Origin of the sequence: Variovorax sp. LjRoot130 (assembly GCF_964253755.1) — a bacterium.
Lineage (GTDB): Bacteria > Pseudomonadota > Gammaproteobacteria > Burkholderiales > Burkholderiaceae_C > Variovorax.
Window position 1 is genome coordinate 5,079,103 of record NZ_CAXURM020000001.1, and the last position, 25,318, is coordinate 5,104,420.

At 68.9% G+C, this 25,318-nt stretch carries 22 protein-coding genes; 1 reads left to right on the plus strand and 21 read right to left on the minus strand.

From position 1 onward, the window contains the following. Positions 1-27 precede the first annotated feature (27 nt). The 5 genes from ACSQ86_RS25225 to ACSQ86_RS25245 are packed head-to-tail and all read right to left on the minus strand — an operon-like array spanning position 28 to position 6,642. Positions 28-1,224 carry an acetyl-CoA C-acyltransferase gene (locus ACSQ86_RS25225; RefSeq protein ID WP_436305522.1) on the minus strand — a complete coding sequence of 399 codons (1,197 nt, stop codon included), beginning with the start codon at positions 1,222-1,224 and terminating at the stop codon, positions 28-30. Between the two features lie 25 nt (positions 1,225-1,249). Next, positions 1,250-3,649: a 3-hydroxyacyl-CoA dehydrogenase/enoyl-CoA hydratase family protein gene (locus ACSQ86_RS25230; protein ID WP_436309784.1), complete on the minus strand. Its 2,400-nt coding sequence runs from the start codon at positions 3,647-3,649 to the stop codon at positions 1,250-1,252. Positions 3,650-3,672: 23 nt separating this feature from the next. Further along, positions 3,673-4,104, minus strand: a complete 432-nt coding sequence (locus ACSQ86_RS25235) for a DUF2147 domain-containing protein (protein ID WP_436293692.1) — start codon at positions 4,102-4,104, stop codon at positions 3,673-3,675. A gap of 5 nt (positions 4,105-4,109) precedes the next feature. Continuing rightward, the gene (locus tag ACSQ86_RS25240) at positions 4,110-5,906 is read right to left on the minus strand and encodes an acyl-CoA dehydrogenase C-terminal domain-containing protein (RefSeq protein WP_436293693.1); all 1,797 of its coding nucleotides are present in this window, start codon (positions 5,904-5,906) and stop codon (positions 4,110-4,112) included. A 52-nt stretch (positions 5,907-5,958) separates the two neighbouring features. Next, positions 5,959-6,642, minus strand: a complete 684-nt coding sequence (locus ACSQ86_RS25245) for a TetR/AcrR family transcriptional regulator (protein WP_436305525.1) — start codon at positions 6,640-6,642, stop codon at positions 5,959-5,961. A gap of 234 nt (positions 6,643-6,876) precedes the next feature. Here ACSQ86_RS25245 and ACSQ86_RS25250 point away from each other — a divergent pair, with 234 nt between their 5' ends. After that, a complete protein-coding gene (locus ACSQ86_RS25250) occupies positions 6,877-8,178 on the plus strand; it encodes an NAD(P)/FAD-dependent oxidoreductase (protein WP_436309785.1) in 1,302 nt (433 codons plus the stop codon). A 29-nt stretch (positions 8,179-8,207) separates the two neighbouring features. Here the strand turns inward: ACSQ86_RS25250 and ACSQ86_RS25255 are convergent, their stop codons facing one another. The 16 genes from ACSQ86_RS25255 to ACSQ86_RS25330 all read right to left on the minus strand — a co-directional run bounded on the left by ACSQ86_RS25255 (position 8,208) and on the right by ACSQ86_RS25330 (position 25,314). Beyond that, the gene (locus ACSQ86_RS25255; protein WP_436309786.1) at positions 8,208-9,056 is read right to left on the minus strand and encodes an isocitrate lyase/PEP mutase family protein; all 849 of its coding nucleotides are present in this window, start codon (positions 9,054-9,056) and stop codon (positions 8,208-8,210) included. A 7-nt stretch (positions 9,057-9,063) separates the two neighbouring features. Next, positions 9,064-10,479 (minus strand): FAD-dependent oxidoreductase, encoded by a 1,416-nt coding sequence (locus tag ACSQ86_RS25260; RefSeq protein ID WP_436309787.1) that lies wholly within the window; start codon positions 10,477-10,479, stop codon positions 9,064-9,066. Continuing rightward, the gene (locus ACSQ86_RS25265) at positions 10,476-11,090 is read right to left on the minus strand and encodes a cysteine hydrolase family protein (RefSeq protein WP_093103867.1); all 615 of its coding nucleotides are present in this window, start codon (positions 11,088-11,090) and stop codon (positions 10,476-10,478) included. Before ACSQ86_RS25265 ends, ACSQ86_RS25260 begins: the two co-directional genes overlap by 4 nt. Next, positions 11,080-13,155 (minus strand): hydantoinase/oxoprolinase family protein, encoded by a 2,076-nt coding sequence (locus ACSQ86_RS25270; protein WP_436309788.1) that lies wholly within the window; start codon positions 13,153-13,155, stop codon positions 11,080-11,082. The genes ACSQ86_RS25265 and ACSQ86_RS25270 overlap by 11 nt, the downstream gene beginning before the upstream one ends. Then, positions 13,152-14,837, minus strand: a complete 1,686-nt coding sequence (locus tag ACSQ86_RS25275) for a hydantoinase B/oxoprolinase family protein (RefSeq protein WP_436293699.1) — start codon at positions 14,835-14,837, stop codon at positions 13,152-13,154. The genes ACSQ86_RS25270 and ACSQ86_RS25275 overlap by 4 nt, the downstream gene beginning before the upstream one ends. A gap of 2 nt (positions 14,838-14,839) precedes the next feature. Further along, positions 14,840-15,808, minus strand: a complete 969-nt coding sequence (locus ACSQ86_RS25280) for a tripartite tricarboxylate transporter substrate binding protein (protein ID WP_436309789.1) — start codon at positions 15,806-15,808, stop codon at positions 14,840-14,842. Further along, positions 15,805-17,178: an MmgE/PrpD family protein gene (locus tag ACSQ86_RS25285; protein ID WP_436305533.1), complete on the minus strand. Its 1,374-nt coding sequence runs from the start codon at positions 17,176-17,178 to the stop codon at positions 15,805-15,807. The genes ACSQ86_RS25280 and ACSQ86_RS25285 overlap by 4 nt, the downstream gene beginning before the upstream one ends. After that, positions 17,168-17,665 carry a 3-isopropylmalate dehydratase gene (locus ACSQ86_RS25290; protein WP_436305534.1) on the minus strand — a complete coding sequence of 166 codons (498 nt, stop codon included), beginning with the start codon at positions 17,663-17,665 and terminating at the stop codon, positions 17,168-17,170. Before ACSQ86_RS25290 ends, ACSQ86_RS25285 begins: the two co-directional genes overlap by 11 nt. Next, positions 17,662-18,939: a 3-isopropylmalate dehydratase large subunit gene (locus tag ACSQ86_RS25295; protein WP_436305535.1), complete on the minus strand. Its 1,278-nt coding sequence runs from the start codon at positions 18,937-18,939 to the stop codon at positions 17,662-17,664. The genes ACSQ86_RS25290 and ACSQ86_RS25295 overlap by 4 nt, the downstream gene beginning before the upstream one ends. After that, entirely contained in the window at positions 18,936-19,892 is a 957-nt protein-coding gene (locus ACSQ86_RS25300) for a tripartite tricarboxylate transporter substrate binding protein (protein ID WP_093103857.1), read from the minus strand. The genes ACSQ86_RS25295 and ACSQ86_RS25300 overlap by 4 nt, the downstream gene beginning before the upstream one ends. A 25-nt stretch (positions 19,893-19,917) precedes the next feature. Further along, positions 19,918-20,628, minus strand: a complete 711-nt coding sequence (locus tag ACSQ86_RS25305) for an ABC transporter ATP-binding protein (protein WP_436305536.1) — start codon at positions 20,626-20,628, stop codon at positions 19,918-19,920. Beyond that, entirely contained in the window at positions 20,625-21,380 is a 756-nt protein-coding gene (locus tag ACSQ86_RS25310; RefSeq protein ID WP_436305537.1) for an ABC transporter ATP-binding protein, read from the minus strand. Before ACSQ86_RS25310 ends, ACSQ86_RS25305 begins: the two co-directional genes overlap by 4 nt. Continuing rightward, a complete protein-coding gene (locus ACSQ86_RS25315; protein ID WP_436305538.1) occupies positions 21,373-22,353 on the minus strand; it encodes a branched-chain amino acid ABC transporter permease in 981 nt (326 codons plus the stop codon). Before ACSQ86_RS25315 ends, ACSQ86_RS25310 begins: the two co-directional genes overlap by 8 nt. Then, positions 22,350-23,222 carry a branched-chain amino acid ABC transporter permease gene (locus ACSQ86_RS25320; RefSeq protein ID WP_436305539.1) on the minus strand — a complete coding sequence of 291 codons (873 nt, stop codon included), beginning with the start codon at positions 23,220-23,222 and terminating at the stop codon, positions 22,350-22,352. The genes ACSQ86_RS25315 and ACSQ86_RS25320 overlap by 4 nt, the downstream gene beginning before the upstream one ends. Before the next feature lie 91 nt (positions 23,223-23,313). Next, complete coding sequence (locus ACSQ86_RS25325; protein ID WP_436293706.1) at positions 23,314-24,516, minus strand: ABC transporter substrate-binding protein; 1,203 nt, start codon at positions 24,514-24,516, stop codon at positions 23,314-23,316. A 15-nt stretch (positions 24,517-24,531) separates the two neighbouring features. Next, a complete protein-coding gene (locus tag ACSQ86_RS25330) occupies positions 24,532-25,314 on the minus strand; it encodes a GntR family transcriptional regulator (protein WP_093104163.1) in 783 nt (260 codons plus the stop codon). Positions 25,315-25,318: the final 4 nt, after the last annotated feature.

Below are 25,318 nucleotides of genomic sequence, written 5' to 3' on the forward strand. Positions count from 1 at the left end.
CTTTTCGAGCAAGCACCGGCCCGGACGTCAGACGCGTTCAAAAATCCCGGCAGCGCCCTGCCCCATGCCCACGCACATCGTGACCATGCCGTACTTGAGTTTCTTGCGCTGCAGCGCATGGACCACGGTCGCCGACCGGATGGCGCCGGTCGCGCCCAACGGATGGCCCAGCGCGATCGCGCCGCCCATCGGATTGACCTTGGCCGGGTCCAGGCCCAGCGTGTTGATCACCGCCAGCGACTGCGCGGCGAAGGCTTCGTTGAGCTCGATCCAGTCGATCGCGTCCTGCGTGAGTCCGGCATAGCGCAGCGCCGCCGGAATCGCCTCGATCGGGCCGATGCCCATGATGTGCGGCGGCACGCCCTTGCTCGCGAAGCTCACGAAGCGCGCGAGCGGCTTGAGGTCGAACTGCTTGCAGGCCTTCTCGCTCGCGAGGATCAGCGCGCCCGCGCCGTCGGAAGTCTGCGAGCTGTTGCCCGCCGTGACCGAGCCGCGCGCGGCGAACACGGTGCGCAGTTTGGCCAGGCCTTCGAGGCTGGTGTCGGGGCGCGCGCCTTCGTCGAGGTTCACCGTGCGGGTTTTGGGCGTGGCCTCGCCGGTCTCGAGGTTCGGCGCGCGGTCCGTCACCTCAATGGGCGTGATCTCGGCAGCGAACTCGCCGGCCTGCTGCGCGGCCAGCGCACGCTGGTGCGACTGCAGCGCGAAGGCATCCTGCGCCTCGCGGCTCACCTTCCACTGCTGCGCCACCTTCTCGGCCGTGAGGCCCATGCCGTAGGCGATGCCGACGTCGCCGTCGCGCTCGAAGATCGATGGCGACAGCGAGGGCGAGTTGCCCATCATCGGCACCATGCTCATGCTCTCGACGCCGGCCGCGATCATCACCTCGGCCTCGCCGACGCGGATGCGGTCGGCCGCCATCTGCACCGCCGACAGGCCGGAGGCGCAGAAACGGTTGACCGTGATGCCGCCGATGCTGGTCGGCAGGCCCGCGAGCACGGCGCCGATGCGCGCGACGTTGAGGCCCTGCTGCGCCTCGGGAATCGCACAGCCGCAGATGATGTCCTCGATCGCCTTCGGATCGAGCCCCGGCACCGCCGCGAGCGCCGCCTTCAGGGTGGTCGCGAGCAGATCGTCGGGACGCATGTTGCGGAAGAAGCCGCGGTGCGAGCGGCCGATGGGGGTGCGGGTGGCGGAGACGATGTAGGCGTCTTGAAGTTGTTTCATGGAGGATGCTCCTTCTGGGTATTACTTAGTTGCGTAGCGGCTTGCCCGTCGAAAGCATCCCCATGATTCGCTCCTGCGTCTTCGGATGCAGGATCAGCGAGCAGAAGGCCTTGCGCTCCAGCGCCATCAGGTATTCCTCCGTGACCAGGCTGCCGGCATCGACGTCGCCACCGGTCACCACGCCTGCGATCAGGCCCGCGATGTGGAAGTCGTGCTCGCTGATGAAGCCGCCGTCGCGCATGTTGACCAGTTGCCCCTTGATGGTGGCGGCGCCGCTGCGGCCCGCGACCTTGAATTGACGGCGCAGCGGCGCGCGCCAGCCGGCGTCGGCCATGGCCTTGGCCTGCTGCAATGCGACGTAGAGCAGCTCGTCCTTGTTGGGCACGATCACGTCGCTCTCGAGCAGATAGCCCAGCTTCTTCGATTCCAGCGCGCTGGTGCCGACCTTGGCCATGGCCGCGGCGGTGAAGCCTTCGGTCAGGAAGGGCAGCAGGTCGGTGCCGGTGGAGGCTTCGGCGTTCTCGGCCGCACGGCGCGCGATGTAGGTCAGGCCGCCGGCGCCGGGCACCAGGCCCACGCCGACTTCGACCAGGCCGATGTAGCTTTCCATCGCCGCGACGCGCTTGGCCGAGTGGATGGCCAGCTCGCAGCCGCCGCCCAGCGCCATGCCGCGCACGGCCGAGACGACCGGCACGCCGGCATAGCGGATCTTGAGCATCACGTTCTGCAGCTCTTCTTCCGCCCCCTCGACCGCGCCGATGCCCGCGACCACGAAGGCCGGCAGCATCGCCTGCAGGTCGGCGCCGACCGAGAACATCTCGTCGGGGGACCAGATCACCATCGCCTTGTATTCGCGCTCGGCGAGATCGACGCCCGCGGCCAGCGCATCGGCGACGTCGGGGCTGATGGCGTGCATCTTCGAATGGATGCTCGCGATCAGCACCTCGCCGTCGAGCGTCCAGAGGCGCACGTCGCCTTCGTCCTGGATCGTCGTGCCGGCCTTGCTGGCGTCCGGCGCATTGCTGCCCAGCACGCTCTCGGGGAACAGCTGGCGTTCATGCACGGGCAGGCGGCGCGGCGCGATGAACTTGCTCTGCGATGCGCTCCACGAACCTTCGGGCGTGTGCACGCCACCCGCTTGTGCGACCGGACCTTCGAACACCCAGGAGGGCAGCGGCGCAGTGGCGAGCGCCTCGCCGGCATCGATGTCTTCCTGGATCCACTTGGCGACCTGCGCCCAGCCGGCCTCCTGCCACAGCTCGAAGGGGCCCTGCTTCATGCCGAAGCCCCAGCGCATCGCGAAGTCGACGTCGCGCGCACTCTCGGCGATGGTCGCGAGGTGCACGGCCGCGTAGTGGAAGCTGTCGCGCAGGATGGCCCAGAGGAAGCGGCCCTGCGCGCCTTCGCTTTCGCGCAGCAGCTTCAGGCGCTCCGGCGCCGGCTTCTTGAGCATGCGGCCGTAGACCTCGTCGGCCTTGTCGCCCGAAGGCACGTACTCGCCCTTGGCGAGGTCGAAGCGCAGGATGTCGCGACCGGCCTTCTTGTAGAAGCCGGCCTTGGTCTTCTGCCCCAGGTTGCCGAGTTCCAGCAGCTTGGCCAGCACCGGCGGCGTCGCGAAGTTGCCGTAGAAGGGATCGGTCTCCGCACTCAGGTTGTCCTGCAGCGTCTTGACCACGTGGGCCATGGTGTCCAGGCCCACCACGTCGGCGGTGCGGAAGGTGCCCGAGCTCGCGCGGCCCAGCTTCTTGCCGGTGAGGTCGTCTACCACGTCGGGCGTGAGGTCGAACTTCTCGACTTCCTTCAGGGTCGCGAGCATGCCGGCGATGCCGACGCGGTTCGCGATGAAGTTGGGCGTGTCGTGCGCGCGCACCACGCCCTTGCCGAGCGTGCTGGTGACGAAGGCTTCCAACTGGTCCAGCACCCCGGGCTCGGTGGTCGGCGTGTTGATCAGCTCGACCAGCAACATGTAGCGCGGCGGGTTGAAGAAGTGGATGCCGCAGAAGCGCGGCTTCAGCGCCTCGGGCAGCGCCTCGCTGAGCTTGGTGACCGAGAGGCCCGAGGTGTTCGAGGCCAGGATCGCGTGCTTGGCGACATGCGGCGCGATCTTCTTGTAGAGATCGAGCTTCCAGTCCATGCGCTCGGCAATGGCTTCGATCACCAGGTCGCACTCGCCGAGCTTGGCGAGGTCGTCTTCGTAGTTGGCCTGCTCGATCAGCGTCGCATCGGCCGCATCGCCCAGGGGTGCGGGCTTGAGCTTCTTGAGGTTGTCGATAGCGCGGCTCACGATGCCGTTCTTCGGACCCTCTTTTGCAGGCAGGTCGAACAAGACGACCGGCACGCGCACATTGACGAGATGGGCCGCGATCTGCGCGCCCATCACGCCGGCGCCGAGCACGGCGACCTTTTTCACTTGAAATCGGGACATGGAATTTCCAACAAATAGGTGTCTTACTGAACGCGAACCCAGGTCTGCGTGCGGCCGATGCCGAACACCGAGCCGCGCACTTCGAGCTTCTTGCCGCCGTCGATCGGCGTGAGCCGCAGCGTGTAGGTCTTGCCGTTTTCGGGGTCGAGGATCTTGCCGTCCTCCCAGACCTCCCTGCCCTCGGCCTTCTTCGCGCCGCGGATGATCTCGAGACCAAGCAGCGGCTTGCCCTTGCGGTCGTCGGTGCACTCGTCGCACACCGCATCCTGCTTCGCATCCTTGCGCAGCAGCTTCTCGATGCGGCCGTTGAGCGCGCCGCCCGACTCCGCGACGCGGATCTGCGACTTGGCTTCGTTCGTCTTGTCGTCGATGCTCTGCCAGACGCCGACGGGCGACATCTGCGCGAAAGCCGAGCCGGCCGACGCGAGTGCGATGGCTGCAAGAAGGCGCTTCATGATGCTTAGGCCAGGGCGGCGTCGGTGTTCATCAGCGGCGCGCTGCCGGTGCGCGCGGTGCGCATCAGCGTCGCGGTCTCGGGGAAGAGCTTGGCGAAGTAGAAGCGCGCTGTCTGCAGCTTGGCCTGGTAGAACGGATCGGTGTTGCCGGCCGCGATCTCGGCGAGCGCCACGCGCGCCATCAGCGCGAAGAAGTAGCCGAACACGAAGTGGCCCGCCACGCGCAGGTAGTCCACGGCCGCAGCGCCCACCTCGTCGGGATTCTGGAAACCCTTGAAGCCGATCTCGGTGGTGAACTTGGTGAGCTGCTCGCCCAGCACCGCGATCGGCGTGATGAACTCGCTCATCTTCTCGTTGACGCCTTCTTCCTCCACCAGCTTGGCGACCAGCTTGCCGAACTTCTTCAGCGTGGCGCCGTTGTTGCCCAGCACCTTGCGGCCCAGCAGGTCCAGCGACTGAACGGTGTTGGTGCCCTCGTAGATCATGTTGATGCGGTTGTCGCGCACGAACTGCTCCATGCCCCATTCCTTGATGAAACCGTGGCCGCCGAAGACCTGCATGCAGGCGTTGGTCGAGATGTGGCCGTTGTCGGTGATGAAGGCCTTCACGATCGGCGTGAGCAGGGCGACGATCTCGCCCGAGTCCTTGCGCACCTTCTCGTCGGGATGGTGGTGCTCCTTGTCGAGCAAGAGCGTGCAGTAGATGGCCAGCGCGCGGCCGCCTTCGGCATAGGCCTTGGCGGTCATCAGCATCTTGCGCACGTCGGGATGGAAGATGATCGGATCGGCTTCCTTGTCCTTGGCCTTCACGCCCGAGAGCGAGCGCATCTGGATGCGGTCCTTCGCGTAAGCCAGCGCGTTCTGGAAAGCCACTTCGGTCAGGCCCAGCGACTGGTTGCCGACGCCCAGTCGAGCCGCGTTCATCATCACGAACATCGCGGCCAGGCCCTTGTTGGGCTCGCCGACCAGCGTGCCGGTGGCACCTTCGAGCACGATCTGCGCTGTGGCGTTGCCGTGGATGCCCATCTTGTGCTCGAGGCCGCCGCAGTAGATGCCGTTGCGGCTGCCGAGCGAACCGTCGGCCTTGACGTTGAACTTCGGCACGACGAACAGGCTGATGCCCTTGCTGCCCTTGGGCGCGTCCGGCAGGCGGCCCAGCACCAGGTGGATGATGTTGCCGGCCATGTCGTGCTCGCCGGCCGAGATGAAGATCTTGTTGCCGGTCAGCTTGTAGGTGCCGTCGGCCTGCGGTTCGGCCTTGGTGCGAAGCAGGCCGAGGTCGGTGCCGCAATGCGGCTCGGTCAGGCACATGGTGCCGGTCCATTCGCCGCTGGTGAGCTTGGGCAGGTAGGTCTTCTTCTGCTCGTCGGTGCCGTGCGCCACCAGCGCCTCGTACGCGCCGTGCGAGAGGCCCGGGTACATGGTCCAGGCCTGGTTGGCCGAGTTGAGCATTTCGTAGAAGCACTGGTTCACCACGAAAGGCAGGCCCTGGCCGCCGTATTGCGGATCGCACGACAGCGCCGCCCAGCCGCCTTCGACGTACTTGGCGTAGGCCTCCTTGAAGCCCTTGGGCGTCTTCACTTCATGCGTGCTCTTGTCGAGCACGCAGCCCTCCTCGTCGCCGTTGATGTTGAGCGGGAAAGTCACTTCGGCGGCGAACTTGCCGCCCTCTTCGAGCACCGCGTTGATGGTCTCGGCATCGACGTCAGCGTGCTTCGGGAGAACCTTGAGTTCTTCGGTGACCTTGAGCACTTCGTGCATCACGAACTGCATGTCGCGAAGGGGCGGGGTGTAGGCGGGCATGGAAAGGTCTCCAGGGAATAGAAAGAAAAAGGGGAGAGGGTGAGCGGCTGCTTCAGCGCACGGTCTTGAGCCGGCGCGTAGACGGCGCGGTGTCGCCGGCCAGGGCCTCCGGCGTGGCGCAGCGCGCCAGGATGTTGTCGAAGCCCACGTTGGCGCGCGAGAGCGAATCGGGCGAGCGCAGGAAGCGCGCTTCGTAGTGCAGGGCCAGGATCAGCGCGTGGATCTCGAAGGAGATCTGCTTCGCATCGGCATCGGCGTGCAGGTGGCCTTCTTCCTGGGCCTGCATCACGGCGCGCAGCATGGCCGCGAGCCAGATGTTCACCGACTCGGCCAGCGCGTCGCGCACCGGGCCGGGCCGGTCGTCGAATTCGACCGCGCCGCTGATGTAGATGCAGCCCGAGTCGATCTCGGCCGAGGTGCGCTTCATCCAGTTGGCGAACAGCGCGCGCAGCCGCGGCAGGCCGCGCGGCGCCTGCAGGGCGGTATAGAAGACTTCCTGCTCGAAGCGCGCGTGGTACTCGCGCACCACCGAGATCTGCAGTTCCTCGCGCGAGCCGAAGTGGGCGAACACGCCCGACTTGCTCATCTGCGTGACCTCGGCCAGCGCGCCGATCGACAGGCCCTCCAGCCCGATCTGCGCGGCCAGGTTCAGCGCCGCATCGACGATGACGGCCTTGGTCTGCTGGCCTTTCTGGGGCGCACGGGTGGCCTTGGGGGGAAGGTCGGTGGCGGGCATGGGGAAGGGCTTCGAATAAAACGAACGGTCGTTCTATTTTGCAGTCCTTTGGCGCCCGGCCCGTGCAAAGACCTACGGCGGAGGAAGGTTATCGACGGTTCGGCAGGGCTTGCAGGCCTGCTCGCGGACGGCGCTATCCTGCGCATCCCGACTTTCCTGGACTGATTCGCCGTGCCCCTGCCAAGCCCCTCCCCCACCGCGCATGAAACAGCGTCGAACGAAGAAAACTGCGACGTGCTCGTCATCGGCGGCGGCCCGGCCGGCTCCACCATCGCGGCGCTGCTGGCGCAGCAGGGCCGCGATGTCGTGCTGCTCGAGAAGGAACACCACCCGCGCTTCCACATCGGCGAGTCGCTGCTGCCGGCCAACGTCGCCCTGTTCGAGCGCCTCGGCGTGCGCGAGCAGGTCGACAGGATCGGCATGACCAAGTGGGGCATCGAGTTCGTTTCGCCCGAGCACGACCACTGCAGCTACGTCGAGTTCGCCGAAGCCTGGGACAAGACCATGCCCTCCGCCTGGCAGGTGCGCCGCTCCGAGCTCGACGAGCTGCTGTTCCGCAATGCCGCCGCGCGCGGCGCGCGCACGCTCGAAGGCTGCAAGGTGCGCGACGTGCGCTTCGACAACGCGGGCGCGACCGCGCAGGCGCAGCTGGAAGACGGCTCGCAGCGCAGCTGGCGCGCGCGCTTCGTGGTCGACGCCACCGGCCGCGACACCCTGCTCGCGAACAAGTTCCGCAGCAAGGAGAAGAACCCGGCGCACAACAGCACCGCGCTGTTCGGGCATTTCCGCAACGTGCGGCGGCTCGAAGGCAAGCGCGAGGGCAACATCAGCATCTGCTGGTTTCCCCACGGCTGGTTCTGGTTCATTCCGCTGGCCGACGGCACCACCAGTGTGGGCGCGGTCTGCTGGCCCTACTACCTGAAGTCGCGCGACAAGCCGCTGGCGGAATTCTTCCGCGACACCATCGCGCTGTGCCCCGAGCTGGCCGACCGCCTGAAAGAGGCCATGCTGGTCGACGGCGCGGTGCATGCCACCGGCAATTTCTCCTACAGCAGCACCCATGCCACGGGCGAGCGCTACCTGATGCTCGGCGATGCCTTCACCTTCATCGATCCGATGTTCTCCTCGGGCGTCTACCTGGCCATGCACAGCGCCTTCGACGGCGCCGAGCTGGTCTCCACCGCGCTCGACCGGCCGGACGCGCTGGCAGCCGAACGCAAGGCCTTCGAGGCCATGATGCGCAAGGGGCCGCGCGAGTATTCGTGGTTCATCTACCGCGTGACCAACCCGACCATCCGCGACATGTTCATGCATCCGGCCAACCCCTTGCGCATCAAGGAGGCGCTGATGTCGCTCCTGGCCGGCGACATCTACGGCAGCACGCCGATGTGGGGCGCGCTGCGCATGTTCAAGTTCGTCTACTACCTCGTCTCGCTGCGCTACCTGCGCCGCACCTGGCGCGGCTGGCGGCGCCATCGCTACAACATTCGCGACATGGGGCAGCTCAAGGGCGAGACCATTCTCAAGCCGGAATGAGGCCGCGCGAGGGCGGTGTGCATGCGCGCCTATTCGTAGCGCTTGCCCAGCGCCATCAGCTCCGGCGTGCCGATCACTTCGTTGAGGCCGTCGAAGTCCAGCATGCGGTCGCGCCATGGCTCGGTCGTGCGGTGCTGCGCGAGGCTCGCGTAGTAGCCCTGCAGCGTGTGGACCACCGCGCGCGCCGTGCCGCCGGGAAAGATCGCGATGCGAAAGCCGTGGGCCTGCAGCGCATCGGCATCCTGGATCGGCGTCTTGCCGCCTTCGACCATATTGGCCAGGAGCGGCACGCGGTGGGCGAAACGCTTGCAGGCGGCCTCCATCTGCGCGGGCGAACGCAAGGCCTCGATGAAGAGCGCATCGACGCCGCATTCCAGGTACGCCTCGGCGCGGTCGAGCGCCGCGTCCAGCCCCTCGACGGCGACGGCGTCGGTGCGCGCGAGGATCAGCGTCTCGGCCGAGGCACGCGCATCCAGCGCAGCCTTGAGCTTGCCCGCCATTTCGCGCGCAGGCACGACCGTCTTTCCGTCCAGGTGACCGCAGCGCTTGGGAAAGCCCTGGTCCTCGATCTGCACCATGGCCGCGCCGGCACGCTCGAAGCCGCGCACCGTGCGCTGCGTGTTGAGCGCATTGCCGAAGCCGGTGTCGGCATCGACGATCACCGGCAGGTTCACGCGCTCGCAGATGCGCGCCAGCGTGTCGGCCACCTCGGTGAAGGTGGTGAGGCCGACGTCCGAACGGCCCAGCCGCGTGTAGGCGATCGAAGCGCCCGAGAGGTAGAGCGCCTCGAAGCCGGCCAGCTCGGCCACCAGCGCGCTCACGGCGTCGTAGACGCCGGGTGCGAGCACGATCTCGCTGGACGCGAGCCGTTCCTTCATTGAAGTGTCATTCGCCATGTTGGTTCCTTCCTGCCTTGACGAGCGCCGCCGCCGTGCGCGCCGCGATGGCGCCGCCGGCCACGGCACTCAGGAGGCCGTTGCCCGAGAGATAGCCCCACACCGCATCGCCCGAAACGCCGCCGGCTGCGCCGCCCGCCGCGATCAGGTTGGGCAACGCCGTGCCGTCCTCGCGCAGCACGCGCATGTCCGGCCCGATGTCGAGGCCGCCCTGAGTGTGGAACAGCGCGCCCGACACCTTGACCGCGAAGTACGGCGCGGCCAGCCCGCGCTTGAACACGCGGCCGTCGGGTTGCGGACCGATGGCGCGCAAGGCATCGAGCGTGGCTTGCAAGGTGGGCACGTCGCAGCCGATGCACGCGGCGAGCTGCGCCACCGTGTCGCAGCGGCGCAGCGCGCCGGCCGCCTCGGCCTCGCAGAAATCCGGGAACTCGTGCGCCAGCGCGAGCAGCGGCGCATCGAACACATTCCAGGCGACGCCGCCCGGCTGCGCGAGCACCTTCACCGCGGCCTCGGAATAGCCCTGGGTCTCGTTATGGAAGCGCCGCCCTTCGCGGTTGATCTGCACGCCGCCTTCCATCATCACGGCCCAGGACATCAGCGCGCCCTGCGGCGTGACCCAGGAGCCGTGTCCCTGGTAACCGCCGAGGTCGCGCAGCCGCGCGCCCAGTGCCCGGCCCCAGAGGATGGCGCTGCCATCGTTGCCGGTGTGGCCGCCGAAAGCGGCATCCGCCATCTCGGGCAGCAGCGCGCGCACCATCTCCGCGTTGCCGCCGAAGCCGTTGCAGGCCAGCAGCAGCGCATCGCAGCCGAGCAATTCTTCGCGGCCGTCGGGCCGGCGGTAGCCGATGCCGATCGCACGGTCCTCTTCATCGAAGCACAGCGTTTCGACCAGTGCCTGGGTAAGCACCGGGATGCCTGCCGTCTCTACCGCCGCCTGCAGCGCGGCCATGAGCGCAGCGCCGGTCTTCTGCGGCAGCGCATGCATGCGATGGGCGCTGTGGCCCGGATAGAGAAAGCCGTCGAGCAGGATCCAACCGAGCCCGTGCCGCGCCTGCAATGCGTCGAGCGCGGGACCGATGGCTTCGGCATAGGCCCGCACCAGCGCAGGCGCGGCGCGGCCGTGGGCCTTGGCCTGGATGTCGGCGGCGAAGCGTTCGGCGCTGTCATCGTGCACGCCCTGCGCGCGCTGCACGCGGGTGCTCGGCGCGGGGATGAAGCCCGAAGAGAGCGCGGTCGATCCACTGGGCGTCGCATCGCGTTCGAGCAGCACGCAGTCGATGCCCGCGTCGTGCAGCATCAGCGCCGCGGTGAGGCCGCAGGCGCCGGCGCCGACGATGGCGACGCCGGTGTGCGCCTCCGCATCGATGGCCGATGCGCGACGGATGTTTCGCTGCAGCGTCATGCCAGCGACTGGATGAAGGCCGCGCAGTCGGTGACTTCGGCCACGTTGCGCATGTCGGCCAGCGAGGTCTGGTGCCGCTCCTCGCCGAAGGCCGCGCAGCCGTCGGCCAGCACCAGCGTGCGGTAGTCGCGCATGTGGGCGTCGCGCACCGTGCTGGCGACGCCGCCGTTGGTCACGATGCCGCAGACGGCCACGGTATCGATGCCGGCGCGGCGCAGCACCCAGTCGAGCTGGGTGTTGAAGAAGGCCGAGTAGGCGACCTTGCTGACCGTCACGTCGATGAGTCCTGCCAGTTCGTCGACGTTCGCCTGCCCCCAACTGCCCGGCGCGAAGTCGCCCTTCGTCAGGTAGGGCCGCAGCGCCTTCAGGTGCGGCGACACCATGGGCTCGCCGGCCGCATCGGGCCACAGCGTGAACTGGCTCGCGACCACCATGCCGCCGGCGCTCTTGAGCGCACGCGCCACGCCGGCCACGCGCGCCGGCAGCAGCAAGGCAGGTGGGTTGGTGTCGCCGCCGCGCGCATAGGCACCCTTCGGGTCGAGGAAGTCGTTCTGCAGGTCGATGATGACCAGCGCGGTCTTCGCAGCCGCAATGCGTGTATCAGCGTCCATGTGAACTCACCAGCAGGTTGCCGAAGGCATCGACCTCAGCCTGGAAGCCGGGCTCGAGCCACACGGTGGTGTCGACCTGCTCCAGGATCGCAGGCCCTTCGACGCGCGCGCCCACCGGCAGGTCGAGGCGCGCGAAGCGCTGCGCCTCGTGCCAGCGCCCTTGGTGGAACACGCGCTGCGTGCCCAGCGGGGCGATGCTGCCCTCGCCTTCCGGCGCCAGCACGGCCAGGTCGAACTTGGGCCGCACGCCGATGCGCGCGTAGCGCAGGTTCATCACGCGGATGCCGATGCCGTCGAGCACGCGGCCGAAGGTGGCCTCGTAGCTCGCTTCGAAAGCGGCGCGGATCGTCTCTCGCGTGAGCGTCGCGCCGCTGCCCGGCGGCAACGGCACCGGCAGCGTATGGGTCTGGCCCGCATAGAGCATGTCGAGCGCGACGATCTCGCGCACCTCGTCGAAGCGCACGCCGGCGGAATCGAGGCGCTGCTGGCAGGTCTCGGCCAGCTGCGCGATGCGCTGCCGCATGGAATCGACGTCGAGATCGGCCAGCGGCCGATTGAGGGTCTGCACCGCGTCGTGCCGCATGTCGGCGATCACGCAGCCCAGCGCCGAAGTGACGCCGGGATAGCGCGGCACGATGCCGGTGGCCACGCCGACCTCGCGCATCATCGCGCACACGTGCAGGGCGCCGCCGCCGCCGAAGGGCATGTAGGCGAAGCGGCGCGGGTCGTGGCCGCGCTCGATCGACACCAGCCGGATCGCGCCGGCCATGCGCGCGTTCGCGACCGTAAGGATGGCCTCGGCCGCCGCATGGACGTCGAGCCCCAGCGGCTTCGCCACGTGCGCCTCGATGGCCTGATAGGACTTCTCCGCGTCGAGCGCCGCCAGCAGGCCGCCACCGAGCGGCCGGTCGGCCGCAATGCGGCCCAGCAGCACGTTGGCATCGGTCACCGTCGGGCGCATGTTGCCGCGGCCGTAGCAGGCCGGGCCGGGAACGCTGCCGGCCGACTCGGGCCCGACCTGCAGCATGCCGCTCGCATCCACCGAGGCGATCGAGCCGCCGCCGGCGCCGATGGTCTCGATCTGGATCATCGGCGAGCGGATCACCATGCCAAACTCGATCGCGGTCTGCGCCGCCAGCGCCGCCTCGCCGTTCGCCACCAGCGAGACATCGAAGGAGGTGCCGCCCATGTCGCCGGTGATCGCGTTGGGGAAGCCCGCCGCGCGCGCGATCTCGGCGCAGGCGATCACGCCGGCCGCCGGGCCCGAGAGCGCAGTGCGCACCGGCAGCTCGCTCGCGGTGGCGCGCGACATCACGCCGCCGTTGCTCTGCACCACCAGCAGCTCGCCGGCGAAGCCCTGGCCGCGCAGATCGGATTCGAGCCGTTCGAGGTAGCTGCCGACCACCGGCTGCAGCGCGGCATTGAGCGTGGCGGTGGAGCAGCGCTCGAACTCGCGGATCTCGGGCAGCACCTCGCTGGCCGAGGTCACGTGCGCGTTGGGCCAGATCTCGCGCACCGCGGCGACGGCGAGACGCTCGTTCTCCGGGTTCGCATAGGTGTTGATGAAGAACACGCACACGGCCTCGCAGCCCTCGGCCAGCAGCGCGCGCGCTTCAACGCGCACTTGGTCGAGGTCGACCGGCGTGTGCAGCGTGCCGTCGGCCAGCACGCGCTCGTCGACCTCACGTCGCAGGTTGCGCGGCACCACCGGCGTGAAGCTGCCGCGCAGGCCCCAGGTCTGCGGGCGGTCGCGGCGGCGCATTTCCAGCACGTCGCGGAAGCCGCGCGTGGTGAGGATGCCGGTTTTCGCCACCTTGCGTTCGAGCAGCGCGTTGGTGCCGACCGTGGTGCCGTGCACGATGGTGGCGATGGCCGCGGCCGAATCGGTCACGCGCGCCACGCCGTTCATGAAGCCGCGCGCTTCCTCGCCGCGGGTGGAAGGCACCTTGACGATGCGCGCCGTGCCGGCCGACTCGTCGAGCACGAAGAGGTCGGTGAAGGTGCCGCCGACGTCGACGCCGACGACCAGCGAGCCGCCTTCAGCGGATTTGATTGCTGCTGTCATTGCTGATCTTTCTTCTTCGCGGGCTCGACGCTCACGTAGCCCATCGCCCTGTCCTGCGCGCGCTGTTCTGGCCGGCGTTCCGCCGCATCGCCCCAGCCGCCGCCGCCGGGCGTTTCGAGCCGCACGCGTTCGCCGCGCGCGAGCCGGATGCCGCGCATCTTCGACACCATCGGCGGCACGTGCCAGGCGCCTTCGTTCTCGTAGCGAAAGACATTGAGCGCACCCGCGCCGCCGCCCGCGATGCCCTTGGGCGGCGAGCTGCCGCGCTCGCCGAAGACGAAGACCTCGGCATCCTTCTCGAGCAGCTCGATCTCGTAGACCGCGCCGAGGCCGCCGCGGAACTGCCCGTCGCCGCCCGAGTCGGCGCGCAGCGACCATTCGGTGAAGCGCACCGGGTAGGCGGCCTCGAGGATCTCCAGCGGCGGGATGGTGGCGGTGGAGATCGGCGCGTTGCCGTGCGAGAGGCCGTCGCCGCCCGAGTGCCCGCCATGCCCGCCGCCGAAGAAGCTGAACATCACCCAGCGCTGCCCCTCGCGCCCCGCGTCGCTGCGGTGGCCCGCGATCGACAGCGCATTGATGGTGCCGTAGGCCTGCGCGACGGCGCGCGCCGGATCGGCCTGCGCCGCGGCGCTGAAGATCACGTCGATCATGCGCAGGATGGTCTCGGTATAGCCGCCCATCGGACGTGGCCGCTCGGCGCTGATCACCAGCCGGTCGGGGATCTCGAAGTCCACCGCGTCGAGCACACCGGCATTGGCCGGCACATCGGGGAACAGGTGCTTGAGCGCGACGTAGCAGGCCGCGACCGCCGTGGCGCGCGAGATGTTGACCGGCCCCGCGCACTGTGGCGAGCTGCGCGAGAAGTCGAGCAGGAGCCGCTCGCCGGCCACCGTCATGTCGAGCGCGATGGTGAGCGGCTCGCTGGTGATGCCGTCGTTGTCGAGCAGGTCCTCGAAGCTGTAGCGGCCGTCGGGCAGCGAGGCGATGTGCGCGCGCATCAGCTTGAGCGCGCGGCTGCGCAGCTCGCCCATGGCCTGCAGCACCAGCGCATCGCCGTACTCGTCGAGCAGTCCGTGCAGCCGCTTCGTGCCGAGCTCCAGCGCGGCGAGCTGGCCGTTCAAGTCGCCCCACAGGCTTTCGGGCAGGCGCGTGTTGGCGCGCAGGATCGCCAGCACGTCGGCGTCGAGCTCGCCGCCGCGCACGATGCGCACCGGTGGGATCTGCACCGCCTCCTGCCAGCACTCGGTGGCCGCCGGGTTGTAGTTGCCGGGCACCGCGCCGCCGACGTCGTGCCAGTGCGCGGCCGAGGCCATGTAGCAATAGAGCTTGCCGCTGCGGAAGAAGGGCCGCACCAGCTTGAAGTCGTTGGCGTGCGTGCCGCCGTCGTAGGCGTCGTTGCTGATCCAGATGTCGCCGTCGACCATACCGCCGCGCGGCGCCGCCGCGGCCGCGGTCATGCGCACCGCGAAGGCCATGGCGCCGACGAACACCGGCAGGCCCGACTTGCCCTGCACCAGCGTGTCGCCGCTCACCGCGTCGTAGAGGCCGTGGCAGGCGTCGTGGGCCTCCGCGATGATCGGGTTGAAGGCGCTGCGGTAGAGCGTCGCGTCCATCTCGTCGGCCACCTGTTCGAGGCGGCCGCGCAGCACGGCGAGGGTAACGGGGTCGAGTGCGTCGTTCATGGTCAATCCACTTTCGCTCCGCTTGCCTTCACGACCTTGCTCCACTTGTCGATTTCGCGCTTCACATGCGCCGCAAACTGGACCTGCGTGGAGCCCACCGGCTCGGCGCCCAGCGCGGCCAGCTTCTCGCGCACCTCGGGCAGCTTCAGGATGCGCTGCACCTCGGCCGAGAGCTTGTCCACCACCGGCTTCGGCGTGCCCTTGGGTGCGAACAGGCCCGACCACGCGTCAGCGTAGAAGCCCGGGTAGCTCTCGGCGATGGTCGGCAGCTCGGGCAGTGCCGGCGCGCGGTGCAGGCTGGTCAGCGCAATGGCGCGCAGCTTGCCGGCCTTCACGTGCGGCAGCGCCGAAGGCAGGCCATCGACCATCATCTGCACCTGACCGGCCAGCAGGTCGGAGACCGCGGGCGCACTGCCCTTGTAGGGCACATGCGTGATCTCGATGCCGGCGGCGGACTTGAGCATCTCCATGCCCAGGTGCGCGGCCGTGCCGTTGCCGAGCGATGCGTAGTTGAGCTTGCCGGGCTCGCGCCTGGCGAGCGCCACCAGCTCGGCCAGGTTGCTGACCGGCACGGAGGGGTGCACCACCAGCACGTTGGGCACCACCGCGACCTGGCTGATGGCGACGAAGTCGGCCACCGGGTCGTAGGGCATCTTGCTGTAGAGCGAGGTGTTGATCGCGTGCGATCCGGTCACGCCCATCACCAGCGTGTAGCCGTCGGGCGCGGACTTGGCGACGAAGTCGGAGCCGACATTGCCGCCGGCGCCCGCGCGGTTGTCCACCACCACCGGCTGGTTCCACTTCTCGCTCATCTTGGTGGCGACCAGGCGCGCCGCGGCGTCGGTGGCGCCGCCAGCCGGGAAGGGCACGACGATGCGGATCGACTTGTTCGGGAAGTCGTCGGCCTGGGCCGCGGCGAGAAGCGGCAGGCTAAGGAGGAGCGTGGTCGCGAGATGGCGCAGGCGTTTCATGGTCGTATGGAAGTGGTGTGAAGAGGAACGAGTTGCTGCCAGAGCAGGCGCAGGTCGATGTCCTGCTGCGCGTCGAGCGCGGTGTTGCAGAAGAGCGCGGCCCGCTCGCCGGCGAGGCTGCGCGCGACGTAGCGCCTGAACTTGGCGACGAGCGCCGCGCGGTCGAGCGGATGGGCGGCATCGCCCGCAATGGTGTGCACGGCTTCCTGCAAGCGGCCGGAGGAATGCTCCACCACCAGCGTGGCGCCGCGCTGCTTGCGCGCCGTCAGCTCCGCATCGGGCTTGAGCACCACCAGCGCTTCGAGCCGCCGCAGCTCGGCGTCGTCGAAGCGCGCTTCAGTGTAGACCGAGGGGTCGATGTCGCCGAAGCGCAGCATCGCCGCGATGCCGAAGCTGAGGCTGAACTGCGCCTGGATCGGCGTGCGCGGCGCGCGGTTGCCGCAGTAGACGATGGCTTCTTCGTAGACCTTGAGCGTGATGCCCTGAATGCCCCGGGTATCGCCGGCCAGTCGTTCGCGAAGCTGCCGCGCAGCCACCGCGCCGTAGTGAACGTGGCGCACCGCCGCGAAGGGCTTGAGATACGCATCCAGCAACAGCGTGATCTCCGCATCGGGCAGCGCCTGCGGCGCGGCGGCCGCATGCGCGTTGGCATAGTGGGCCAGCGCATCGGCCGGCGCGTCGATGCCGGCCGCGCTCGCGAAGGCCGCTTGCAGGCCGAGCGAGGCGCTGTGCCCGAGGTAGGTGTTGCGCGCCGTGCGGCCCTGGGTCACGGGCAGGTAGAGGCTGGTCGCGAGCTGGCAGGCGGCGATGCCGATCGCCTGCACGATGCCCGCCGCGGGCAATCCGATGAGCCGCGCCACGCCGGCGGCGACGCCGAGCGCCGGCCAGTTGGCATCGACATGCATGCCCGGGCGAATGCGCAGCCAGGCGCCGCAGCGTGCGCCGACCTCGTAGCCGAGCACGAAGGCATCGACGAAGGCGTCGAGCGTCGTATCTCGCTGCAGCGCCAGCGGCAGCAGCGCCGCCACCAGCGGCACGCCGGGCCGGCCGTGCGCGAGCGCGTGGCCTTCGCAGGCTTCGTCCCAGGTGGCGGCCATGGCCAGCACCTGGGCCGCGGCGTGCACGCTCATCGAGGGACCGTCGGGCAGCGCGAAGCCGCCGGGTTCGCAATCGGCCACCGCCGCTTCGAGCTGCCGCACCTCTCTTGCATGGCGGCCTGCGATCGCGCAGCCGACGGTGTCGACGAGCAGGCGCCGCGCCTGCTGCGCGGCTTCGGGCTCTGCCGAGCGCGCCGCGTGCCGCGCCACGGTGGCATGCAGCACCGCGAGATGCGCGTCCCAGCGGCGCAGGTCGCCTTCTTCAGCGCGCATGCGCGTCCCCGGTGGCGAGACGCAGGCGCAGCTGCTTCAACAAGCCGCCCGCGCGCGCCATGTCCATGAGGAAAGCCGGCACCGGCTCGCAGGCCAGCGTGCGGCCCTCGGCGGTGCGCACAGCCGGCGTCTCTACATCGAGCTCTACCCTCTCGCCTTCCTTCAGCGATTCGGCTTCCGCGCAAGTGAGCAGCAGCAGCCCCACGTTGAAGGCGTTGCGGAAGTAAAGCCCGCTGTACGAGGGTGCGATCACCGCCGCCACGCCCAGCTGCACCAGCACCGCCGCGGCCTGCTCGCGCGAAGAGCCGATGCCGAAGTTCGGGCCGGCCACGATCACGTCGCCGCGCCGCACCTCGCGCGCGAACTCGGGGCGCACGGCTTCGAGGCAATGCTGCGCGATGGTCTCGATGCCGTGCTTCATCGCATGGCCGGGGGCCAGCGCGTCGGTGTCGATATCAGCGCCCAGGCACCACACGCGGTGAGTCATTGCAGGATCTCCCGCGGGTCCGTGACGCACCCGCGCAGCGCCGAAGCGGCCACGGTATAGGGCGAACCGAGGTACACCTGCGCCGTCGCCGAACCCATGCGCCCCTTGAAGTTGCGCGCGGTGGTCGAGATCACGGTGATGTCGTCGCCCATCGGATCGCCATAGCCGGAGCACGCGCCGCAGGCGGTCGGGAAGAGTTCGGCGCCGGCGTCCATCAGCACCTGCAGCACGCCCTCTTCGCGCGCCTGCTCCTGGTCCTGCAGGCTGGCCGGCGCGACGATCAGGCGCACCCCGGCCGCCACCTTGTGACCGCGCAGCACCTGCGCGGCGGCGCGCAGGTCGTCGAGCTTGGCGCCGGTGCAGGCGCCGATGTAGGCCACGTCGACCGGCGTGCCGGCATCGCGGCTCACGCCGTGGGCATTGGCCGGGCTGTGCGGCGCCGCGACCTGCGGCTCCAGCGCGGCGGCGTCGAAGCGGTGCTGCTCGAACGTGGCACCTTCATCAGTGAACCACGGCGCGATGTCCACCGGCGGCGCGCCGGCCTCGGCGAGGTAGGCGGCGGTGGTCGCGTCCGGCGCGATCAGCCCGGCCTGCGCGCCGAGCTCGGCGCTCATGTTCGACAGCGTCATGCGTTCCTGCATCGACAGCGCGGTCACGGCCGGACCGCAGAACTCGACCGCCTGGTAGCGCCCGCCGTTCATGCCGAAGCGGCCGATCATGGAGAGCATCATGTCCTTGGCCGTCACGCCGGCAGGCAGCGCGCCATCCCACCACATGCGGATGGTCTCGGGCACGCGCAGCCAGATCTCACCGGTGACCACCACGCCGAGCATCTCGGTGCTGCCGACGCCGAACATGTAGGCACCGAACGCGCCGCCGGTGGGCGAATGCGAATCGCCGCCCACGCACAGCATGCCGGGGCGGATGTGCCCGTGCTGCGGCACCACCACGTGGCAGATGCCCTGGCTGTCGTAGACATGCGGCAGCTTCTGGTCGCGCGCCCAGTCGCGCGCGATGCGCACGATGCGGCGCGAGTCCTCGTCGCGCTCGGGCACGTAATGGTCCATCACCAGCACGATGCGCGACTTGTCCCAGACCTGTGCGCCCAGTTCCTCGAGCATCGGCTGCAACCGGCGCGGGCCCGATGAGTCGTGGAACATCGCGAGATCGACCGCGCAGGTCACGACCTCGCCCACCGCCACCTGCGCGCGCCCGCAGGCGCGGGCAATGAGCTTCTGCGCCAGCGTCTGCGGCGCGCGTGCAGCGGCGCTCATTCCGGCCTCGCTCCGGAGAACTTGACCACCTTGGCCCAGCGCGTGATCTCGCTCTGCACGAAAGCCGAGAACTGCTCGGGCGCGTTGCCGACCGGGATCGCGCCCTCGGTCTCCAGGCGCTTGCGCATCTCGGGTTGCGCAATCGCCTGCCGCGCCGCATCGCTGGTGCGGCGCGCGACGTCGGCCGGCATGTTGCCCGGCCCGAAGAGCCCGAACCAGGCGCTCGACTCGTAGCCCGGCAGCACCTCGGCGATCGCAGGCACCTCGGGGAAGGCGGGCAGGCGCTTCGCGCTCGTCACGCCCAGCGCCTTCAGCTTGCCGGCCTTGATATGCGCCTGCACGTTGCCGACCGCCGCGAACATCAGCTGCACCTGGCCCGCGAGCACGTCCTGCACGGCCGGCGCGGTGCCGCGGTAGGGGATGTTCACGATGAAGGCGCCCGACTGCATCTTGAAGGCGTCGCCCGCCATGTGCAGCGAGGAGCCAATGCCGCCGATCGCGAAGTTGAGCTGCCCCGGCTTGCTCTTGGCCAGCGCGATCAGTTCGCGCACGTTGTTGGCCGGCACCGATGGATGCGCGACCAGGATGGAAGGCGCGGTCGCGACGCAGGTCAGCGCCGTGAAGTCCTTCACCGGATCGAAGGGCAGCGACGGGTAGAGCGTGGCATTGATCGCATGGCTGGTGAAGCTCATCAGGAGCGTGCTGCCGTCCGGCGCCGCCTTGGCCACCGCGTCCGCCGCGATGTTGCCGCCGGCACCCGGCCGGTTCTCGACGATCACCGTGCGGCCGAGCACCGGCCCCATGCTGGCCGCCAGCGTGCGCGCCAGCGTGTCGGTGGAGCCGCCGGCCGGCGCGCCGACCAGGATGCGCACCGGCGCGCCGCCGATCTGGGCGCGCACGCCGCCGGCGAATGCCGCCGCCATGGGTGCAATGAGGATGTCACGACGTTTCATGTTGTCTCCTTCTGGCGCGGCCGGATCAAAGGCCCAGGTAAGCGCGCCGCAAGTCATCACTTGCCAGCAAGTCCTTCGGCAAGCCCGAGAAGCGCACGCTGCCGTTCTCCAGCACGTACGCACGATCCGCGATCTCCAGCGACTGGCCCACGTTCTGCTCGACCAGCAGCACCGCAAGGCCGTCGTCGCGCAGTTGGCGAATGAGCGAGAACATCTCCTCCACCAGCAGCGGCGACAGGCCCAGCGAGGGCTCGTCGAGGATCAGCAGCACCGGCTCGGCCATGAGGCCGCGGCCGATCGCGAGCATCTGCTGCTCGCCGCCGCTCATCGTGCCGGCGTGCTGGCGCAGGCGCTCCTTCAGGCGCGGGAAGATCGCGAACACGCGCTCCAGGTTGAGCGCGCGGCGTTCGCGGGCGCGCGTGAAGGAACCGAGCTCGAGGTTCTCCAGCACGCTGAGGTTGGGGAACACCTTGCGACCCTCGGGCACCTGGATCAGCCCGGCGCGCACCACCTCGCGGTAGTGGGCGCCGCTCAGGTCCTGCCCGTCGAAGCGCACCGTGCCGGCCCAGGCCGGGCAGAGGCCGCAGACCATCTTGTTGAGCGTGGACTTGCCGGCGCCGTTGCTGCCCAAGAGCGCGACCATCTCGCCGGCATTTACCTGCAGGTCGACCCCGCGCAGCACTTCGACGCGGCCGTAGCCGCCGCGCAACTCCTTGATGTCGAGCAGGACCGTCATGCCGCCGCTCCCGCGGCGCGCAGCCGCGCCGCCGTGCCGTGGCCCAGGTAGGCCTCGACCACCTTGTCGTTCGACGTGACCTCGGCCGGGCTGCCCTCGGCAATCAGGCGGCCCTGCGCCAGAACCCAGACATGCTCGGCCAGGTGCATCACGGCCTGCATCACGTGCTCGATCATCAGCACCGTCACGCCGCTCGCGGCAATGCCACGCACCACCGGCATCATCTCGGCGATCTCCCGCGGATTGAGGCCGGCCAGCACCTCGTCGAGCAGCAGCAGGCGCGGCTGCGTGGCGAGCGCGCGTGCCAGCTCCAGCCGCTTGCGGCCGGCCACGGTGAGGTCGGAGGCCGGTTTGTCGATCTGTCGCGCAAGGCCCACTTGCTGCGCCACCGCCTCCGCGCGCGCCAGCGCGATGCCGCGGCTGCGCTCGTGCAGGTGCGCGCCGACCGCGATGTTCTCGCGCACCGTCTGGGCCGCGAAAGGCTTGACGATCTGGAAGGTGCGCGTCATTCCCAGGAGCGCATTGCGATGCGGCTCGCGGCCCGTGATGTCCTGACCCGCGAAGCGCACCGTGCCGCTGTCGGGCTTGAGGAAGCCCGACATCAGCGCGAACAGCGTGGTCTTGCCGGCGCCGTTGGGGCCGATCAGCGCGCACAGGCGCCCTTCTTCCACCGCGAGGCTCACGTCCTGCACCGCCGCGAGGCCGCCGAAGGAACGCGAGATGCCGGCGAGGGACAGCAGCGCTTCAGCCACGGCGGCCTCCCTTCCCGGCCCAGAGCTGCCGTGCCGACAGGCCGATGCCCGCGATGCCGCGCGGCACGAAGATCACGATCAGCACCAGCACCACGCCGTAGATCACCATGTTGATGCCCGGGAGCTCGCCGAACAGGTTGCGCGTAAGGTCCGACAGCACGTGCAGCACGAGCGCGCCCAGCACCGGCCCCCACAGCGTGCCCATGCCGCCGACGATGGCCGCGACCAGCGCCTCGACCGAGGTCGCGGGGCCGTAGGCGATGCCGGGGTCGATGTACTGGAACACCTGCACGTAGAACGCGCCGGCCGCGCCCATGAAGGCGCCCGAGATGCCGATGGCCGCGAGCTTGACGTTGAAGGGGTTCACGCCCACTGCGCGCGCCGCATCCTCGTTGTCGCGCACCGCCTGCAGGCAGGCGCCGAAGCGGCTGTTGCGCAGCCACCAGGTGACGATGAGCGCGGCCGTGACGAAGCCCAGCACCAGCCACAGGTAGCCGCTGCGCGAGGCGAACTGCAGGTTGGCGGCGGACTCGCGCAGCGGCACCATCAAGCCCACGCCGCCGCCGGTGAAAGGCACCGACAGCGCGAGGATGCGGAACGCCTCCGCGAAAGCCAGCGTGACCAGCGCGAAGTAGGAACCCTTGAGTCCGTAGCGAAAGCTCAGCGCGCCGACGAAGAGTCCCACCAGCGCCGCGCCCGCCACCGCGAGCGGCAGCGCGACCCAGGCGTTGATGCCGCCCTGCAGCTGCGCGATGGCCTGGATGTAGGCGCCGGTGCCGAAGAAGAGCGCATGGCCGAAGGAGAACTGCCCGCCAAAGCCGCCGAGGATGTTCCAGGCCTGCGCAATGAGCGTGGCATAGAGCGCCATCATCACGAAGTTGAGCGTGGTGCCGGACGCCGTGACCAGCGGCACGCAGGCCACGAGCACCGCGAACAGCGCAATGAGGGCGAGTTGCCGGTTGCCTGCGCTCATGCCCTCGCTCCGAACATGCCTTCGGGCCGGAACAGCACGACGCCGATGAAGATCGCGAAGATGCCGATCTGCCCCAGCGACTCGCCGAGGTAGAGCCCGCCCAGCGACTCCACCACCCCGACCAGGAAGCCGCCGACGAGCGCGCCGACGAAGCTGCCCATGCCGCCGAGCACGACGACGGTGAAGGCCACCAGCACGAAGCCGCTGCCCACCTGCGGGTTGACGTAGTAGGCCGGCAGCAGGAAGCACGCGGCCGCGCCCAGGCAGGCCAGGCCGATGCCGAAGCTCATCGCGTAGACATGGTCGACGTCGATGCCCATGAGCTTGGCGCCTTCCCTTTCCTTGGCCACCGCGCGGATCGCGCGGCCCAGGTCGGTACGGCCCATGATCCAGAACAGCAGTGCCGACACCACCAGCGCGCCCGCGAAGGCCACCAACTTGGGCACCGCGATCATCGCGGGCCCGATGGCCACCGTGCTGAGCGAATAGGCGGTGTCGATGTTGCGCGTGTCGGACTTGAAGAAGATCAGCGCGAGGTTCTCCATCACGATCGCGATGCCCAGCGTGGCGAGCAGGATGTTCTCGTCCTTGCCGTGGCCCGCGCGGTTGATCACGATGCGCTGCAGCGCGTAGCCGAGCGCGAACATGCCCGGCACGACGATCGGCAGCGCCAGGTAGGGGTCGACGCCCCAGCGCTCCTTGAGGAAGTACACCGCGTACAGCGCCAGCATCAGGCAGGCACCGTGCGCGAAGTTGATGATGTGCAGCACGCCGTAGATCAGCGTGAGGCCGAGCGCGATCAGCGCATAGACCGCGCCGGTGGTGAGGCCGTTGAGGACGGAGGGAAAGAGAATGCCGAAGTCGAGCATGGTCAGGCGTCTCGAAGATGCACGCCGATGGACAGGCCCGCAGCCCCCAACCTAGCCCTCTCCCGGGAGGGGAGGGAACAAGAGATGGTGCTCATGCCTTGAGCGGGAACACGGGATCCACCTCGCGGTAGTCGCGCGGAATGATCACCTTGATGTCGTTCTTCACCACCTGCGTCATCAGCGGCTGCGCGCCCTCGTTCTGGCCGTTCGTGAATTTCGTCGGGCCATACGGCATGATGTGATTCGAGAAGGTGCTCTTCTCCAGCGCATCGATGATGGCAGCGCGCTCGGCCGACCTGGCACGCTCCAGCGCATCGGCCAGCAGCCACATCGCGGTGTAGGTCATGAACACCTCGTAGCTGAAGAACTGGCCCTTGGCCTCGACCCGCTTCTTCAGTTCCTGCGAGCGCTTGTCCTTCGGGTTGAACCAGTGATTGCAGTCGATGATGCCGTTGGCCGCGTCCGGAAACTCCTTCACGAACTTGTAGCTCGATGCCGCGCCGCCCAGCACCGAGAAGATCGCCTTGGGACTGACCTTCTGCTGCTGCATGGTGCGCACCAGGAGCGCGTACTCGTTGTAGTAGTTGGCCGGGATCACGATGTCCGGGTTGACCGACTTCATGCGCAGCACGATGTTGTTGAAGTCGCGCGTCGGATTCGCGTGCTTCACCACTTCCTTCACGTCGAAGCCATAGCCCGGCAGCTCGCGCGACAGCAGCGCCGCCGTGCCGGCGCCGAACAGCGACTCCTCGTGGATGATCATCACCGTCTTGGCCGGATTGCCCGCGGCCTTGTTGAGCACCAGCAGATTGGCCATCGCGACCTCGGTCGACTTCTTGTAGCCGGGGCCGAAGCGAAAGGTGTTCTTCAGGCCGCGCTCGACGATCTGGTCGGCCACGCCCACATCCACCACGTGCGGCAGGTTGTACTTGGCCGCGGCCTGCGTGGTCGCGAGGCAGATGGCCGAGGCATAGGCGCCGACGATGGCCGAGACGCCTGCCTCGTTCATCTTCTCGACCTCCGCCGTGCCGGCCTGCGGCTGCGACTGCGCATCGCCGAGCAGGGCCTCGATCTGCGCGCCGCCGAGCGACTTGATGCCGCCGGCCTTGTTGATGTCCTCGATCGCGAGCTGTGCGCCCAGGCGGCATTGCTGGCCCGAATAGGCGAGCGCGCCGGTCACCGGATGCAGCACGCCGACCTTGACGGTCTTCGGCTGCGCGCCGGCCACGAGCGGGAATGCGATGGCGGAAGCCACGGCGGCGGATTGCGACATGAAGCGGCGACGATTCGACATGGGGCTTTTCCTCTTTCAGTTGAACTGGGCTGACACATCCTTGCTGACCCACACCTTGGCGTCGATACTGCCCACGCGGGACAACTGCATCTCGTAGGTGTAGCGGTCGGGCCGGTAGAAGCCGTGCAGCCACTGCACCGGCCGATCGGCGTCGTCGTAGACGAGGCGGCGCACGGCCAGCAGCGCCGAGCCGACGGAGACTTCGAGGTGTTCGGCCAGCACGTTGTCCGCAAGCCGCGCAGAGATCGTCTGGTGCGCGCGCCCGACCTTGACGCCCGCCTCTTCCAGCAGCACGAGGATGGGCTTCTTGGCGAGTTCGCGCCGCCCGAAGCGCCGCGCCACCTCGGCCGGCACGTAGGTGGTGATGTGCGAGAGCGGCCCCTCGCGCGTCGAGCGCACGCGCACCGCCTTCTGCACCGCATCGCCGAGCTGGATCTGCAGCGCCTCGGCCACCTGCGTCGAAGCCGACACCATCGCGACATCGACCACCTTGACCGAGGTGCGCAGGCCCATGGTGACCAGGTTCTCCAGCAGGCCATGCAGGTTGGCGCGCTGGCTGCCCTCGTTCTCGCGCGGCTCGGCGGCCGACACGGGCGGCACCGGCCGCGTCCGGCGCCCGGGGTTGCGCGAGATCAGCCCTTCGGTGGACAGCCGCTCCAGCGCGCGCCGCACGGTGACGCGCGCCACGCCGAACTGCGCCATCAGCGCCAGCTCGCCCGGCACGCCTTCGGCGAAACGCCCTTCATCCAACTGCTCGCGCAGCACCAGGTAGATCTGGTGGTATTTCGGCAAGGGCATCTGC